Source organism: Exiguobacterium sp. E17S, assembly GCF_057772545.1.
Genome location: NZ_JBYLRU010000002.1, coordinates 306,395 through 322,627, shown reverse-complemented (window position 1 = coordinate 322,627; position 16,233 = coordinate 306,395). Strand labels below are relative to the sequence as shown.

The window sequence follows — 16,233 nt, the reverse complement described above, 5'->3', positions numbered from 1 at the left end:
GGCACGCCGCCAGCGTTCGTCCTGAGCCAGGATCAAACTCTCCATGAAGTGTTTGACTTGCTCGTTTTTGTGACCGAAGTCACGATTGACGAAGCTTGCGCTTCATTCGTTTTTGTATTCCGTAGAATACGATTTTTGCCTCATCGTTCAGTTTTCAAAGTTCGTCTGCCGCCTTAGCGACTTTAATAGATTAACAGGTTGTTTTGATTATGTCAACCATGCTTTTTAAAAAACTTTTCAGCCCCAACGAACCGTTTATAAAAGGCGTCTCGCTGGAACATTTATTAATATAACAACAAAATTCGACAAACACAAGCATTATTTCAAAAAAACTTTGCAAAGAGTTTAAATCCTCTTCGCAAAGTCTTTACCTTCTTAACATAGCTCCTACTGTAAACGCGATATTCGCTGGGCGTTCCGCTAACCGTCTCATCAAATACGTATACCAGTCCACACCATGCGGAACGTAGATGACGATACGATAACCTTGTCGAACTAACTCTTGTTGTCGTTTCGGTCTCATGCCTTGAAGCATCTGAAATTCAAACCGTGATGGATCAATCTGTTTCATTTGAGTAAAGTCAATGATTTGCTGGATGATCTGTTCATCATGTGTCGCGATTTGCGTGTAGTTCCCATTCAACAAATTCACTTTTACTAATTGAAGGTATGTCTCATCGACGGTCTTCTTCGGTTGAATATAGAGTTTATCGTCTCCATCGTATGCCCCTTTGACGACACGTACTGTTGCCTGAAGACGTTCTAGATCAAAACGACTTCGATAGACGTTTGCCTGTAGCGCAATCCCGACGTTTGGATATCGTTCATGCACGCGTTCGAAGACTCGGACGATCGACTCGACCATCATCGCTTCTTCCATGTTGACTGTTACGCGCATGTTTTGTTGATCTGCAACCTCTGCAATACGACTCAACTGTTGATAGGCGATATCCGGATCGATTCTTAATCCGATCGATGTCAGCTTTAGAGATACTTGTGCATCCAGATCATGTTCTTTAATTTGCCCGATGACTTTAATACATTCATTTGCGATGTCTACCGCGTCCTGTTCCGTCTCAATGAACTCTCCTAGACAATCCACCGTAGCGGCTCGTCCATCTTGATTAAATTGTTTCACGGTGTCGAGTGTCTCTTCTGCGCCTTGTCCTCCGACGAATAATGTTCCACCAAGCGGCAATCCGACTTTTCTTGCTAATTGAATCAACAGTCTATTCTCAGCCAAGTATTCAAATACAGGTCCAGTAATCTGCTGTAACATCTGAATCACCCTCTCTCTTCTTCCTTACCCTCTCCTAACAAAAAAACGTCTTTCTTCTATATAGAAGAAAGACGCAGTTTGGATTAATGCAACCAGATGAAGTAACCGAGGAAGCCGAGTGACAACACGTACATGATCGGATGCACTTCTTTTGCTCGTCCTTTCGCGATCATCGTGACCGGGTAGAAGAGGAAACCGAATGCAATCCCTGTTGCGATTGAATACGTTAACGGCATCATGATAACGGTCAAGAAAGCCGGAACAGCGTACTCGAATTTTTTCCAATCAATCTGAAGCAGTGAAGCTGCCATCAACACACCGACGATGATCAATGCGGGTGCCGTGACTGGCGCTGTGATGATTGCGAGCAATGGTGAGAAGAATAAAGCAAGACCGAAGAATAACGCTGTGACGATTGCCGTCATTCCTGAACGACCACCTGCTGCAACTCCTGCACTTGATTCGATGTAAGAAACCGTTGTTGACGTTCCGAGAATCGAACCTGCTACCGTCGCTGTTGAGTCAGCGATTAACGCCCGACCAGCACGTGGTACTTTATTTTCTTTAATCAGACCAGCTTGGTTTGCTACTGCAACCAGTGTACCTGCTGTATCAAAGAAATCAACGAAGAAGAAAGTTAGGATGACGATCATCATTTGAACCGTGAAGATTTCGTCAAAGTGAAGGAATGCCTGTCCGAATGTCGGTGCGATACTCGGCGGTGCTGAAATGACTTCGCCAAGACTTGTTGGAACTGGAATCAAACCGAAGATCATTCCAGCAACTGCCGTTAGGATCATTCCGAAGAAAATCGCTCCTTTGACACCACGCGTCATTAGGACCGCAGATACGACAAGACCAAATACAGCGAGAAGCGTTGTTCCTTTACTTAAATCACCAAGCGAGACGAGTGTCGCTTCATTCGCAACGACGAGACCACCTGTTTTTAATCCGATGAACGCGATGAACAATCCGATACCTGCTGCAACTGCCATTTTCAAAGGTTCTGGAATCGCATTGATGATCATCTCACGAATTCCTGAAGCTGTTAATACCATGAAGACGAGACCTGAGACGAGAACGCCTGAAAGTGCGGTTTGCCATGGAATACCCATTCCGATGACGACGCTGTAGGCGAAGAAAGCATTTAGTCCCATTCCTGGTGCGAGCGCGATTGGATAGTTCGCTAGTAATCCCATCGTAACGGAACCGATGATCGCAACGAGTGCTGTGGCACCGAAGACTGCTCCTGCGTCCATGCCTGCTTCGGCTAAAGTATTCGGGTTAACGAATAAGATATACGCCATCGCGAAGAATGTCGTCATGCCGGCGATGAACTCTGTACGCATGTTCGTACCAAGCCCATTGAAATCAAAGAAACGCGCAATCGCATTTTCTTTTGCTTTCGGTTGGTGTGGCTGTTTCAATTGTGTGCTCATGATTGCCTTCCTTCCAAATAAGCCGTCTCCTTGAAAACAAAAAACGGCCCTTACCTAAGCGGTAAAAGCCGTTTCAATAAGCGCACGATGCTGCGTGTGCGCCGTAGTAGGAACCTTTACGGTGTTCCTGTAGAGACTTCCGGGCCCTATCCCCAGAATTATACGGCATTATTTATGTTTTTTTAGTGGTATGAAAAATAAGAACAGACACATCGTAGCACGGTCAAATTCACGGGTCAACCATAAAAGCGAAATTTAACCACTTAATTTATCCGAACGTTCGGTTTTGTAAGCGTTCTTCTGTTCGGAATCTACCCTGATCCATTTCGAAAGTTGTAGTGTCATTGGGAGGTTTCCGAGTAAAACTAATATTAGAATGGTTGCCACCCCAACCCATACCAGATACCAGCTCTCTACATTGTCATAGAACGATGCAGCTATCATCGCTTTTACAATAAAACCGTGTCCGACATAAATCGGTAATGTGTGAGCACCCAGTGTTGTTCCAATTCCATGTCGTCGTGATATCCAAGCAAAAAAAGCGCAGACTAAAAGCAGTTGCAAAGCATACAAAGAAAGTCGAATACCTGCTCCTTCTAAACCGAGATCCATAGAAGCATAACCGCTTGTACCACTCAACAATTGAAAGTTCAAAGTCTCTGGGTAACGTAACAGTAGGACGATTGCGATTCCGCCCATCCCTAATCCAAAAACCTTTGCGCCACCCGACGTCGGAAAGGTTAACTTGTATTGGCGGAATGTATAGCCCAGTAAAAAGAACGGGAAAAATACGATAATCCGCGAAGCACTGAGTGTCCAATCGATTGCTTCAAAAAAGCCAAGACAAACACTGATCATGATGCTTCCCGCGACAAAGTACCATAATGACACTTGTAGAAAGTGATTGATCCAGACGATTCCCCACAACACGAACGTCCATATAAATACGGCAAACAGATACCAATAGATATACGCCGGTTGCAGCGTCCAAAACGCATATTGTGTAAGTCCCATCCACTTTGTCACTGCGACGAATACCGTTTGCACAAGCAGAAACAACAGAAGATAATCTAGCGTCAGTCGAAGAAGACGAGATGTCGTCATGCGTCCTTTCGTAAAGTAGCCGGAGATGAAGACGAAGGCCGGCATATGAAACAGATAAATGAAATGAAACAGGTTCGTAATACCGACATCTTTTGAAATCATCGGTTCAATCAAATGACCGAATACGACGAGCGTAATCAATCCGAATTTCGCATTATCCCAATATGCATCGCGTTTGTTCATAACGAATATCCTTACCTAATCCTTTAGAATAATAAGCTCCAACTCATAGTGTAGCAGGAGATAACAAAAAAGCACCACGTTCTTTTACAGAAACGTGGTGCTGATCACTTATTACTCCCACTCAATCGTTGACGGTGGTTTCGACGTCACATCGTACAGGACGCGGTTAACGTTCTGTACTTCGTTGACGATTCGAACCGAGATTTTCTCTAGCACGTCCCATGGGATACGTGCCCAGTCCGATGTCATTCCGTCAATTGACGTGACAGCACGGATTCCGACCGCATAGTCGTATGTCCGCTCATCGCCCATGACACCAACCGAACGGATTGGAGGAAGGACTGTGAAGTATTGCCAGATTTCGCGCTCGAGTCCTGCTTTTTTGATTTCATCCCGAAGAATGAAATCAGATTCGCGGACGATTTCGAGTTTCTCATCTGTGATTTCACCGAGGACACGAATTCCGAGACCTGGTCCCGGGAACGGCTGACGCCACACGATTTCATCAGAAAGACCGAGTTCTTTCCCAAGTTCACGGACTTCATCCTTGAACAACGTGTTGATCGGTTCTATCAATTCAAACTGCATGTCTTCCGGCAGTCCACCAACGTTGTGGTGTGATTTGATTGTTTGTGCCGTATCCGTACCGCTCTCGATGATATCCGTGTAGAGCGTACCTTGGGCAAGGAAGTCCATGTCCGTCAGCTTCGAAGCTTCTTCGTCGAAGACGTAGACGAACTCGTTGCCGATGATTTTACGTTTCTGCTCTGGATCTGAGATACCACGGAGTTTGTCGAGGAAACGGTCCTGGGCATCAATCTTGATGACGTTCATGTGGAAGTGATCCGCGAATGTCTTCATGACGCTCTCCGCTTCACCCTTACGCAATAAACCGTGATCGACGAACATACACGTCAATTGATCACCGATTGCTTTGTGAATCAAGGCTGCGACGACAGACGAGTCGACACCACCAGAAAGGGCACAGAGGACTTTTTTGTCGCCGACTTGTTCTTGAATCTTCGCTACTTCGATTTCGATGAAGTTCTCCATCGACCAATCGCCTGCACATTTACAGACTTCAAAGAGGAAGTTCTTGAGCAATTCTTTTCCGAAGACCGTATGGTTCACTTCCGGGTGATACTGCACACCGTACATTTTCAATTCTTCGTTCTTGATCGAAGCGATCGGACATGACACGTTCGTTCCATCGACGACGAATCCGTTTGGCACAGATGTGACGAGGTCGCTGTGGCTCATCCAGACCGTTTGTTCAAGCGGTAGGTTCGCATACATCGGTGACGGGTCTTGTAACGTCAATGTGGCTTTTCCATATTCACGATGTCCCGCACGTTCTACTGTTCCGCCGAAATGTTGTGACATGAGCTGCATGCCGTAACAGATCCCGAAGATTGGAATACCGAGGTCGAAGATTTCTGGGTCACACCGGTACGCATCCTCTGCGTAGACGCTACGTGGACCACCTGAGAAGATGATACCAGCAGGTGCGATTTCTTTTACTTCTGCTGCAGTGATTTTATGCGAATGCAATTCACTGTAGACACCAAGGTCCCGAATACGACGTGTGATCAATTGATTATACTGTCCTCCAAAATCGAGGACGAGAATCATTTCCTGGTCCAAATGTGCTTCCAAAGCTGTTCCCGCCTTTCTGATTTCATGCGCACCCTATGAAAAAAGCCCACTCTTCGCCCATGGATAAAATGGAAAAAGAGCAGGCCGCTTCACAAAAAAAATGTATACGAAGGGTCTGCTCCTTCATAGTCAGGTCGTTTAAGGTGACCCGGTAGAGACTCTCGCGCCATATTCGCGAGTATATACAAAGGAGATTGCATGTGTGTGATTTACGTTGTTCCCATTGTAACTGTATCGTTTCGTAAATATCAACCCTCTACATGACGAATGATATTTTCGAAATATTCACGTTTTTTCTCAGCCGACAGTGATTCTCCACCATAGACCATCCGTTCGTAAGCATCCGTTAACGGTCGCATCGCATACGTCTCGTAGTACCCATCGACTTCGTGAGCGAGTTCCGCAAGCGTCCGACCATCTTGATAATGGAATCCTTTTTTATCAAGACGTCGTAAGAGGTAGCGATACATCCGGCGGAATCCTTCCGGTCGCTCGATTTGTCTCCGGAAGAAGAGAATCGCGAGCGTTCGAATGATTGGTTTTCGGAACAGATAGAGGAACAAGAGAGCAAGTGCCGTCAGGAAGATTGGCCAAAATGGAATCGACTTCTGCTCCGTCTGTCCAGCGCTAGTCGTCTGTTCTTCATCAAGAAGATTTTCTTGCGGACGATTTGGCGTCGTCGTCTCCGTATTATCTTCTGTCTCACGTTGCGGATTTGCTTGTTCCGTCTCGTTATCCGTTTCCCGATCGATCGTGTATTGTCCTGCTCCATCGAAACTGACTGTTGGCTCAAGCGGTACCCAGCCTGGTCCTTCGATATACACTTCGACCCACGAGTGCGCATTTTTATTTCGCACTGTATAACTCGTCACGGCAGCTCCGATGACGTCGGATTCGCCTCCCGTGAACCCTTTCACCCAGCGTGCGGGTAACCCGGCTGCCCGTAGCAAAACAGCAGCCGACGTCGAGAAGTTATCACAGTATCCGAGCTTCGTCTCGAACAGGAATTGATCGACGTAATCCTGATTTTCTCCTGGTACAGCGACTTCCTCCGTATTGTATTCAAAGTTCTCTTCTTCGAAATAATTTTCAATCGCCCGTGCTTTGTCCCACGGTGTCTCCTCACCCTCAACGATTTGTTCCGCTAAATCACGGACACGCTGTGGTAAGCCATCCGGCAGTTGAAGATACCGCGCTGTTTCATTCTCCGATAAATTGACGGGTTCATCTGTCTGAAGTTGTTCTTCCGTAAAGAGCGGATATGAATAGTCAATTTGATAGTTACGTTGACGATCCGCCTCGTCTAGATACGATATTTTTTGATTCTCTGGATCAACCAGTACATTTTGTCGTTGTTGATCGACCGAGACCCGGACATTGTCTCCGTTGTATGGCACGAACGGCAGTTCACGTGCCATCTCAAACGTCGCTGTTTCTTCACGCGTCTTGACTTCTCGCCCGAAGTGCGAGAAGAAACTCCGTCCATCGATTTCCGGGTTCGATTCCGACAGCACCCAGCCTTTGCCCGTGTAAATATCTTTCGTCTCGACTCGCCAGTATCGGTTCCCTTCACTTTCGACCTGGAAGACTTCCCGGTCGTCCATCTGGAACGGTCCTCCGAGTTGCTCATCATTGTTACCGTAGCCAACCTTTTGAATCGCATTTGTCGGCTCTCCTTCACCTTCAAGACCGGACGTCAAATCGTACCAACTGTCTTGCCATGTCGCATTGATGACAGGACTTTGGACAGCAGCGACGATGACGGCACCCATGATGAATAAGGCACTCAGCGGACGAACGTAAGAAGCGCGTGGTCGTTCGTTGACTTCCGTCGCATAGAGCAATAGCAAGGATAAGATGATCGGATAGAGAATGAACGTCTCTCCCGAGTAATCCGTCCATGTATCACAATACGCGATGAATCCAATGACTCCGAAGGCAAGCCCGAAGACGAACCCACGATTCGGGAACGTCCGACGCGCGAGATAGGCGATCAAAAAACTAATCAAACCGATCGAGAGCGCGAAAGCGGGTCGTCCTGGTAATTCACCATTGATGACGCTCTGAATATCTGAACTGATTTCCGTAAAGATGCCCCATGGTGCTGCTCCCGGCGTCAAAATCAGATAGAACGACAGCAGTAATCCACCGAGACTTCCGAGTAAAAAGTAACGCCGCGATAGATGCGACAACAGCAACGGCAGAAACAGCATCGGTAAGAAGGACCAGAGATGCTCGAACGTCGTCAGTTCGAGAAGTGGTGGCATGAAACAAGTCAGGACGGATGCCGCGATGGCGTTCCAAATCAAACGTCGCATCATCGCACTCCCCTCCGTTCTGGTGTATAGACATGAACGGTGGCTTCTTGATTAATCTTCGAAATCCATAGTTCATTGTTCGATTCAAGATCCGGTGTGATGAAAAGGACGTTCCCGCTCAATCGAAGTGCTTTTGACGAGTACTCCCATGACTCGATGAACGTCCGCGTCCGACTCGGCTGCGCCGTCATCAGGTAATGCGTCAGCTTCGCTCCTTCAAGAGGTAACGATAACGATTGAACGGCATGTCCGACGAGGTGAATGCGGTAGCTCAGACGTCGTTTGTTCAACTGATCCGTCGCTTCTGCCAGCATCGAGATGACGCGTTCGAAGGCTTCACCCGCTTCCGTCCCCTCATCAAAGACGATCGTCGTCTCTCGTTCCTGCTCTCGCTCGAACGTCTTCGTCATTAAGCCTTGGCGTTTCGCTGTCGCTTTCCAGTCGATCTGATTCATCCGGTCACCACTGACGTATTCCCGGACCCCGACGACAGTAAAGGACGATTGACGAAGATCAAGCGACACAGGGGAGATTCCCCCATCGCCACGATCCTCCTCATGCGGAAGTTGAACGGCAAGGCGTGCCGGTTCAATCGCAAGATACGTCTCGACCGGAAACATCCGTTTCCGCTTGAACAATCCAAATGGATCCGTAATTTCAACGATACAACCAGGGATCTGGTAGACCCCTCGACGAATCGATGGAATCGTGTAGTCGATTTGCTCTGTCTTCCGGTAGTGGGCACGGAGCGGACGGCTGATATCGAGTTTTTCTTCACTGAGTTCGTTTGGAATCGCCTCCGTCACCTCGACGGCTCCGACCAGGAACGGGAAACGCCGGCGAACCCGTAAGGAAACCGGGATATCCGTTCCGGCAACGAGCATCTTATTCGAGACTTCGCGCGTCGCCAGTGCCTGCGTGACGGGCCAAACGAGGAAGAGCGTCCAGTAGACGGTCAAACCGGCCATGACATAAAACAGCAAGGAAGCGACATTTCCGCCATCGACGCGCGCATATGTCCATAAGGCAACCGTCGTCAAAAGGAGTACAGCGTAACGCCAACCAATTTGCCACTTCGTCATAGGGACTCCACGTCTTGTTGGATTGGTACAGCAACCTCTTTTTTGATTTGTTCTAAAATCCGTTCAGACGATTGACCGTGATAACGCGCGTCCGCTGTCAAAATCAAGCGGTGTGACAGGACCGGAATCAAGAGATGTTTGACATCATCCGGTAACACGAAACTGCGCCCTTCCATGTATGCCCATGCTTGCGCGACTTTCATCAAGGCAATCGAAGAACGGGGACTCGCGCCGAGATAAAGTGAACCGTTCGTCCGGGTCGCTTGGACGAGATGGACGATATATTTTTTGACAGGCTGTGAGACATGAACGTTCTTGACTTCTTCTTTCATCTGGAGCAATTGCTCGCGACCAATCACCGCTTCGAGCGTTTCAATTGGTTCATCCCGTTCGAAACGTGTCAGCAACTTCATTTCTTGATGGAAATCAGGATAACCCATTTTGACTTTGACGAGAAAACGATCGAGTTGTGCTTCTGGTAACGGATACGTTCCTTCGTGTTCAATCGGGTTTTGTGTCGCCATGACGAAAAAGGGATTCGGAAGCGTATGAATCTCACCATCGACGGTGACGTTCGCTTCCGCCATTCCCTCGAGTAAGGCAGATTGAGTTTTCGGTGATGTTCGGTTGATCTCATCGGCTAAGACGATGTTCCCCATTAGAGGACCCGGTCTATATTCGAATTGGCTTGTTTTCTGGTTATACATCGATACACCCGTCAAATCCGACGGAAGTAGGTCTGGCGTGAACTGAACACGTTTGAAGGTCAACCCGATCGATCGGCTGAACGCACGGACGAGCATCGTCTTCCCGACTCCCGGTACGTCTTCTAATAGGACGTGACCGCCCGCTAGTAGTGCTGCCAATGATTGTGTGATGACATCTTCCTTACCGATGATGACTTTCTCTACGTTGTCGATAATCGCTTGAATCTCCTTAGTGTATGTTCGCATTGTCAGGCCCCTTGCTCTCGTAGTAGTTGAATTTTCTGACTTTTTATATCATCTCATATTCCGCTACGCTTTTAAAGAAATACGAGCAGTTTCTAGCACATGAAAAAGGGGGAACGCCGTAGCGTTTCCCCCTTATTTGTTTCAGGAACGAACACATGCCGTGATCCGTTCTTGAACCGTGCAGTTGCACGTAAAACACGAATACATCCGTGTCAATGGACAACGTTCGTCAAGTCCGGTGATCCTCTTCTTTCAGAAGCGACATGCGATCGTTCCCTCTACATTGGTAATCATTCATGTGCATCACCATCCTTTCATATATTGAATATTACCGAATATGTTATAAATGAAACGTCGAATTTTAATTATTTTTTACGATACCGCGCATAAGTCGTCGCGAGCGCGACCGCAAGGACCAGCCCTTTGATGATATTCAACGAATAGTATGGAACAGACAGCATGACGAGACCATTTTCAAGAATCCCGACGAGACAAGCCCCAACAAGTGTACCAAGCGCATTCGGCTTCCCTTGTCCTGCGAACGACGAGCCGATGAATGCCGCCGCGACCGCTGGCATCAGATAACCGGAACCGGCGTTGATTTGCGACGATCCGACTTGTGACGCAAGCAAAATCCCACCGACCGCAGCAAGTAACCCAGCAATCAGATACGCGAGTGCCCGGTAGCGGTTGACACGAATTCCTGTCAGTCGTGCGGCTTCCGGATTCCCACCGATAATATAGAGAAAACGACCATGTCGCGTATAGCTTAAAAAGACATGTGTCACAGCGACGACGACGAGCATGATGACGATGATCCAAGGCGCCTGGCTGATTTTCGCGAAAGCCTCCGGAATCGTGCCGACTGTTGGTGTACCGTCCAGGCGCGGCATTCCGGCACTGATTGAACCACCACCGGTATACGTCATCGCGACACCTTCGACGATGAACATCGTTGCAAGCGTCGCAAACAAATCCGGAATCTTAAACCAGACGATGAGTAAGATGTTCACCAGAGCAACGCTAAGAGATAAGAGAAGTGCTAAACCAATCGAGACACCGAGCGGTAGACTGTACCAGACGAAGAACGAGACGACGAAAGAACTCGCAAGCGTCGCGGTCGACCCGACCGATAAATCAAATCCATTGACCGTCAAAGAAACGGTCAAGCCGATCGCGATAATCGTCACGATTGAGATACTTCGTAAAATATTAATTAAATTCGTCCCTTGTAGGAATGTTGGAGCCGTCGTCGCAAAAAACAGGACGAGGGCAAGGATCGCGAGGACGATCCCCCAGTCGTTCAAGAATCCGAGGACAGGACGTAAACCCTTCCCTCGGTTCGTTTGTTTTGATACTACCTCATTCATCGTTGCCCTCCTCCTGTCGCATACCACAACAAGGTTTCTTCTGATGTATCCGCCGTCTTCGTTTCATGGACGATCCGTCCATCGAACATGACGTAGATTCGGTCCGTGACGGTCAAAAGTTCATCCCATTCACTCGTCGCGTAAAGGATCCCTTTTTGTTGTTGTGCGAGTCCGTCAATCAGACGATAGATATCTTGTTTGGCTCCGACGTCGACACCTTTTGTCGGTTCGTCCAAGACGAGTACAGAAACATCGGTCAGTAACCATTTTCCGATGGCGACTTTTTGTTGATTCCCACCGGATAGTTGACCTACTTCCTGTTTCACGTCTGCCACTTTAATGCCCAGCTCCTTGACCCATTGCGATGCCTGATCTGCTTCTTTGCGACGATCCATCAGCCCCCAGCGGTTGACGAAATCATGAGCTGCCGCTGCTGTTAGATTTTCTGCGACAGAATCGGCAACAAGAATTCCTTCTTTTCGTCGTTCTTCTGGAACGAGACCGATTCCCGCTTGAATCGCAGCTTGTGGATTGCGAAGGCGATGGGCTTTTCCACCTATCCGAACCTCCCCTTCCTGAAACGGGCGATCACCGAACAATGCTTTGCATAATTCCGTTTTACCAGCACCGACAAGACCCGCGATACCAACGACTTCACCTGCTTGAACCGTCAAGGAGATATCGTGGACGTCCGCATTCGTAGCACTCTCGACGGTCAATACGTTCGTTCCATTTACCCGTGACGTTTTCGCAACAGACGTAAGCTGACGCCCGAGCATCTGCTCAACGACAGCTTCCTTCGTGATGTCTGTCAAAAGACATCGTGAGATGAGTTGACCGTCGCGCATGACTGAGATGGAGTCGCAAATCTCATATAGTTCCTGTAAACGATGCGAGATGAAGATGATCCCAAGCCCTCGTTCGGCTAAACGACGCACGACTGAAAAGAGATGGCTTGTTTCCGCCTGACTGAGAGGTGCCGTTGGTTCATCTAAAATCAAAAAACGGCGTTCTTGGACGAGGGCGCGAGCAATCAGTACGAGTTGCTTTTCAGCAAGCCGCAACTCCTCGACACGTGTCTTGACGGAAATATCCGCCTGTAATGTCGCTAACGCTTCCTTGGCACGCTGTATGTAACGGCGTTGGGATACGAAGCCAGTCATCGTTCCGTCCGTCAACAGATCGAGACAGATATTCTCAGCGACCGTCAAATACGGGACAAGCGCCACATCGACCTCTTGTTGGACGAGATCGATTCCAATCTGTTTCGCATCACGTGGTGACGTGATGGACAACTCCTTCCCGTCGAGACGGATCGTTCCTTCGTCCGCCGTTTCCGCTCCGGATAAGACTTTCATCAACGTCGACTTACCGGCACCATTCGCACCGACAAGCGCGTGGATTTCACCGGATTTCACTTCAAACGAGACTTGTTTTAAGGCTTGCACTCCTGGAAACGCCAGTGAAATCCCAGTCATCTTCAAGTGATGATTGGTAGACGTCATTGTTTTTTATGGACGTCACGCAACCGGTCCATCCACGGTTCATTGAATTTGTCCGATGTACTCCATCCTTTGATGATCGTATCGAGATTGTACATCGTCGTATCCTGCTTCAACGCCTTCTGCTCCACGAGTTTCGCGTCGAGATCAAAGCTATCTGGTGTCTTCTCGCCAGCGATTTTCTTAGCCAGTAATCGCATGTCCGTTTGTCCAATCAAGAATGGATCCACCGCACTCGTCGAGACCCAGTTACTGCCTTTTTCACGCATCAGGTTGATATCCTGATTCGAGACATCGATCGAGATTAGCGGGATTTCTTGACGTTTATTATCCTTGAGCGATTTGTAAGCCCCTTTTGCGACTTCGTCCCACGCTCCCCAAACCGCATCAATGCTTCCTTTCGGATATTTCGCGAGAATCGCATTCATCTTCGTTGCGATATCCCCTTGGACATCTTGGAAGTTTGTCGGTCCAACCGTCTCAAGCGTTTTGATCTTACCGTCTGCTTCGTACGTCTTATAGATTTCCTGACGACGATCGAGCGGGGCAAAACCTGGTCCGAACCAAAGTTTGATGACACGGACCGGCTTTTTGTCCGTCACCTTCGTCACTTCATCAAGCGATAGCTTCGCGAGTTGATGATCGTTTTGGAATGTTTCCGTCACACCTTTTAACGTCGTTCCTTTTTTCTTCGTGACCGTATCGAACGTCACGACCTTCAGCCCTTTGTCGACCGCTGGTTTAATCATGTCATAGGCGTAGTCTTCCTTACCATGCGAGATGATGAGCCCATCATAATCTTGCTGAATCGCTTGCGCGACCAGCTCCTTGAACTTGACGTCGTTACCTTCCGAAATGAACGTGCTGACTTTAAAGCCAAGCGCTTCGCCTTCACTTCGTGCGCCATCAAGGAATTGTTTCGTATGGTCGTCCGATGCTAGGTTGCGGATGACGGCGATCTTGACGTCCGATTGAACCCCTTTTGGTACATCCTTGACGACCTTCGTCGTCGTGGCTTCTCCATTCGCACAAGCCGCTAGTAACAGTGCCGGTGCTAGGACGGCGTAAGCTAGTTTTTTCATGACATATCTCCTTATCCGAGGGGTTGAAGCCCTGTTAATTGTTCAATCGTTTCTTCATTCGGTTGCGTGATGACACCAAGTTCGGTAATGATGCCCGTGATCAATGTGTGTGGTGTGACATCAAACGCCGGGTTGAAGACAGCGACGCCTTCCGGTGCTGTCGCGACACCTTGGACAGTCGTCACTTCCTGCGGATCACGTTCTTCGATTTCGATCGCGTCTCCGGAAACGAGCGAGAAGTCGAACGTCGAGAGCGGTGCTGCGACGTAAAACGGAATACCAAAAGCTTGCGCGAGCAATGCCAATTGGAACGTCCCGATTTTATTCGCGGTATCTCCGTTTCGTGTAATGCGGTCGGCACCGACGATGATCGCATCGATCTGTTTTTCTTTCAGCGTATGGGCGACCATGTTGTCCGTAATTAACGTGACATCGATGCCGGCACGTTGCAGCTCCCATGTCGTCAATCGTGCTCCCTGCAGTAACGGTCGCGTCTCACTCGCAAAAACGGATAATTCGATGCCGCGTTCTTTTGCGATGTAGAACGGCGCAAGTGCCGTTCCATAAGCAGCGGTCGCAATCGATCCAGCATTACAAATCGTTAGGATCCGGTCGCCTGACTGGAACAATTCCAGTGCATGAATCCCGATTTGACGTGACGTCTGCGCATCCTGGTCGTATAAGGCGACCGTCCGTTTTTCCAACCGTTCGCGAATCTCTTCTACCGACGTCCCGTCTTGAATGATTGGATTCAATTGATCGAGGACATTTCGCAAGTTGACGGCCGTCGGTCGTGTCGCGAGTAACGTCGCCGATGTCTCAAGCAAGGCTTGCTTGTAGACCGGTAGCTCTGCTTCAAAGCGGTACGCTTCTTGAACGAGCACGAATCCACCGAATAAGCTGATCGCAGGTGCGCCCCGGACACGTAGTTGTTTAATCGCCTCAACCGCTTGCGCGAGATCAGCAATGACTTCATAGTGCTCTTCTTGCGGTAGACGTGTCTGATCGAGAATCGTCAAGATACGATCTTCGTAACGGATACTTTGAACGAATGTAGTCATCGGCTGAGTTCCTCCGTTACGTCAAAGTTTCGTAAATCATCGAATGTCCGGCATTCTGTACGGCGTTTGATTAACGCCGCTCCTAGACGAAGAGCGTGACGTTTCCGCTCTAAGCGTTCCGTCGTTGAATCGATTGATTCTAAATCAGCGACCGGTGCAAGACCAATCGTCCGCCGAATCAATTCGCAACCGGCAAAGCCAAGGGCATCCTGCAAGATCGTGCTCAATACATCGTCGACGAGCCCCGATGTCCGGAATGGTTCGACGGCTTCCCGTTCCCATAAGGCACGGAACGTTGAAGCAAATGTCAGCCAGAACGTGTCGATGTCGCGAATCCGGGCATCACGAAGTGCTGAATAATCGGGGTATGCTGCAAAGAATAAGTGGGCGATGAACTGTCCGACATCGAATCCGAATGGACCATAAAAGGCGAATTCAGGGTCGATGACCTTCGTTTCCGTCACCGAGGCGAAGATGCTTCCTGTATGTAGATCGCCGTGCAGCAATGCATCTCCTTTTGTGATGAAGAGCGCTTCAAGTTTTGCGACTTCGCGTTTTAACTCATCGTCTGCCCATAAATATGCCACCTCTTCTTCAAGCCCGGCTTCAATCTCGTTCGTCTCCGCGTCATGGAACGGATCCGTGAAGATTAATTTTTCCGTGATGTCGCACAAGTCTGGATTGTAGTACGTTCGGGCGACACGTTTCTTTTCAACCGGACCAAGCGCAAAGTCCGATGTATGAAATAACGTCCGAGCGAGATAAGAACCGATATGTTCCGCAAGCAACGGATACTGTTCACCTGCGAGTAAACCGCTTCGAACGATCGTCAGATGTGAAAGATCTTCCATGACCGTATACGCCTCTTCATGACTAGCATGAAAAACACGTGGCACGAACGGTACGGCATGCCGTGCGAATTCACGGAGTGCGGATTGCTCGATCCACGCTCGTTCGAGCGATAACGGCCAGCTCTCCCCGACGACCTTCGCATATGGTAATGCTTGTTTTAAAATCAAGCGATGTTCGCCTTCTCGAATCCGAAAGACGAGGTTGAGGTTCCCGTCGCCAATCTCTTCTGCTTCGACGGCTCCATCGCCGATCAGTCCTAATGTCCGAACACGATCAATCGCGTCCTGTTCTGTGAATGCTTTATATGTCATCTCAGTTTCCCCCTATGTGATACACGAAAAAGCGCCTCTTT

Annotated in this window: 12 protein-coding genes and 2 riboswitches; all 12 genes read right to left on the bottom strand. The window is 48.7% G+C overall.

The window, feature by feature from the left end:
* Nucleotides 1–367: 367 nt before the first annotated feature.
* Entirely contained in the window at nucleotides 368–1,279 is a 912-nt protein-coding gene (locus AC3B4V_RS10820) for a proline dehydrogenase family protein (RefSeq protein WP_488378390.1), read from the bottom strand.
* Nucleotides 1,280–1,362: 83 nt separating this feature from the next.
* Nucleotides 1,363–2,667 carry an NCS2 family permease gene (locus tag AC3B4V_RS10815; protein ID WP_029340736.1) on the bottom strand — a complete coding sequence of 435 codons (1,305 nt, stop codon included), beginning with the start codon at nucleotides 2,665–2,667 and terminating at the stop codon, nucleotides 1,363–1,365.
* A gap of 135 nt (nucleotides 2,668–2,802) precedes the next feature.
* A riboswitch (purine riboswitch) is annotated at nucleotides 2,803–2,904 on the bottom strand.
* A 69-nt stretch (nucleotides 2,905–2,973) separates the two neighbouring features.
* Nucleotides 2,974–4,005 (bottom strand): acyltransferase family protein, encoded by a 1,032-nt coding sequence (locus tag AC3B4V_RS10810; protein ID WP_488378388.1) that lies wholly within the window; start codon nucleotides 4,003–4,005, stop codon nucleotides 2,974–2,976.
* A 111-nt stretch (nucleotides 4,006–4,116) separates the two neighbouring features.
* Nucleotides 4,117–5,637, bottom strand: a complete 1,521-nt coding sequence (guaA, locus tag AC3B4V_RS10805; RefSeq protein ID WP_051353615.1) for a glutamine-hydrolyzing GMP synthase — start codon at nucleotides 5,635–5,637, stop codon at nucleotides 4,117–4,119.
* Nucleotides 5,638–5,767: 130 nt separating this feature from the next.
* A riboswitch (purine riboswitch) is annotated at nucleotides 5,768–5,869 on the bottom strand.
* 40 nt (nucleotides 5,870–5,909) lie between these two features.
* A complete protein-coding gene (locus AC3B4V_RS10800; protein WP_488378387.1) occupies nucleotides 5,910–7,982 on the bottom strand; it encodes a transglutaminase TgpA family protein in 2,073 nt (690 codons plus the stop codon).
* Nucleotides 7,979–9,061, bottom strand: coding sequence for a DUF58 domain-containing protein (locus tag AC3B4V_RS10795; protein WP_055970223.1), 1,083 nt, complete (start codon nucleotides 9,059–9,061; stop codon nucleotides 7,979–7,981). Before AC3B4V_RS10795 ends, AC3B4V_RS10800 begins: the two co-directional genes overlap by 4 nt.
* Entirely contained in the window at nucleotides 9,058–10,014 is a 957-nt protein-coding gene (locus AC3B4V_RS10790) for an AAA family ATPase (protein ID WP_023467045.1), read from the bottom strand. The genes AC3B4V_RS10795 and AC3B4V_RS10790 overlap by 4 nt, the downstream gene beginning before the upstream one ends.
* A 365-nt stretch (nucleotides 10,015–10,379) precedes the next feature.
* Nucleotides 10,380–11,384 (bottom strand): ABC transporter permease, encoded by a 1,005-nt coding sequence (locus tag AC3B4V_RS10785; protein WP_488378386.1) that lies wholly within the window; start codon nucleotides 11,382–11,384, stop codon nucleotides 10,380–10,382.
* Entirely contained in the window at nucleotides 11,381–12,889 is a 1,509-nt protein-coding gene (locus tag AC3B4V_RS10780; RefSeq protein WP_313122525.1) for a sugar ABC transporter ATP-binding protein, read from the bottom strand. Before AC3B4V_RS10780 ends, AC3B4V_RS10785 begins: the two co-directional genes overlap by 4 nt.
* Complete coding sequence (locus AC3B4V_RS10775) at nucleotides 12,886–13,968, bottom strand: sugar ABC transporter substrate-binding protein (RefSeq protein WP_058265592.1); 1,083 nt, start codon at nucleotides 13,966–13,968, stop codon at nucleotides 12,886–12,888. Before AC3B4V_RS10775 ends, AC3B4V_RS10780 begins: the two co-directional genes overlap by 4 nt.
* An 11-nt stretch (nucleotides 13,969–13,979) precedes the next feature.
* Complete coding sequence (mtnA, locus tag AC3B4V_RS10770) at nucleotides 13,980–15,029, bottom strand: S-methyl-5-thioribose-1-phosphate isomerase (protein WP_488378385.1); 1,050 nt, start codon at nucleotides 15,027–15,029, stop codon at nucleotides 13,980–13,982.
* On the bottom strand, nucleotides 15,026–16,192 hold the full coding sequence (gene mtnK / locus AC3B4V_RS10765) for an S-methyl-5-thioribose kinase (protein ID WP_488378384.1): 1,167 nt from the start codon (nucleotides 16,190–16,192) through the stop codon (nucleotides 15,026–15,028). Before mtnK ends, mtnA begins: the two co-directional genes overlap by 4 nt.
* Between the last annotated feature and the right edge of the window lie 41 nt (nucleotides 16,193–16,233).

Bases quoted from the DNA above. Each gene is read 5' to 3' on its own strand.
- AC3B4V_RS10800 (WP_488378387.1), bottom strand. From the start codon at position 7,982: ATGATGCGACGTTTGATTTGGAACGCCATCGCGGCATCCGTCCTGACT.
- AC3B4V_RS10780 (WP_313122525.1), bottom strand. From the start codon at position 12,889: ATGACGTCTACCAATCATCACTTGAAGATGACTGGGATTTCACTGGCG.
- AC3B4V_RS10820 (WP_488378390.1), bottom strand. From the start codon at position 1,279: ATGTTACAGCAGATTACTGGACCTGTATTTGAATACTTGGCTGAGAAT.
- AC3B4V_RS10795 (WP_055970223.1), bottom strand. From the start codon at position 9,061: ATGACGAAGTGGCAAATTGGTTGGCGTTACGCTGTACTCCTTTTGACG.
- mtnA (WP_488378385.1), bottom strand. From the start codon at position 15,029: ATGACTACATTCGTTCAAAGTATCCGTTACGAAGATCGTATCTTGACG.
- AC3B4V_RS10785 (WP_488378386.1), bottom strand. From the start codon at position 11,384: ATGAATGAGGTAGTATCAAAACAAACGAACCGAGGGAAGGGTTTACGT.
- AC3B4V_RS10775 (WP_058265592.1), bottom strand. From the start codon at position 13,968: ATGAAAAAACTAGCTTACGCCGTCCTAGCACCGGCACTGTTACTAGCG.
- AC3B4V_RS10790 (WP_023467045.1), bottom strand. From the start codon at position 10,014: ATGCGAACATACACTAAGGAGATTCAAGCGATTATCGACAACGTAGAG.
- mtnK (WP_488378384.1), bottom strand. From the start codon at position 16,192: ATGACATATAAAGCATTCACAGAACAGGACGCGATTGATCGTGTTCGG.
- AC3B4V_RS10810 (WP_488378388.1), bottom strand. From the start codon at position 4,005: ATGAACAAACGCGATGCATATTGGGATAATGCGAAATTCGGATTGATT.
- guaA (WP_051353615.1), bottom strand. From the start codon at position 5,637: ATGATTCTCGTCCTCGATTTTGGAGGACAGTATAATCAATTGATCACA.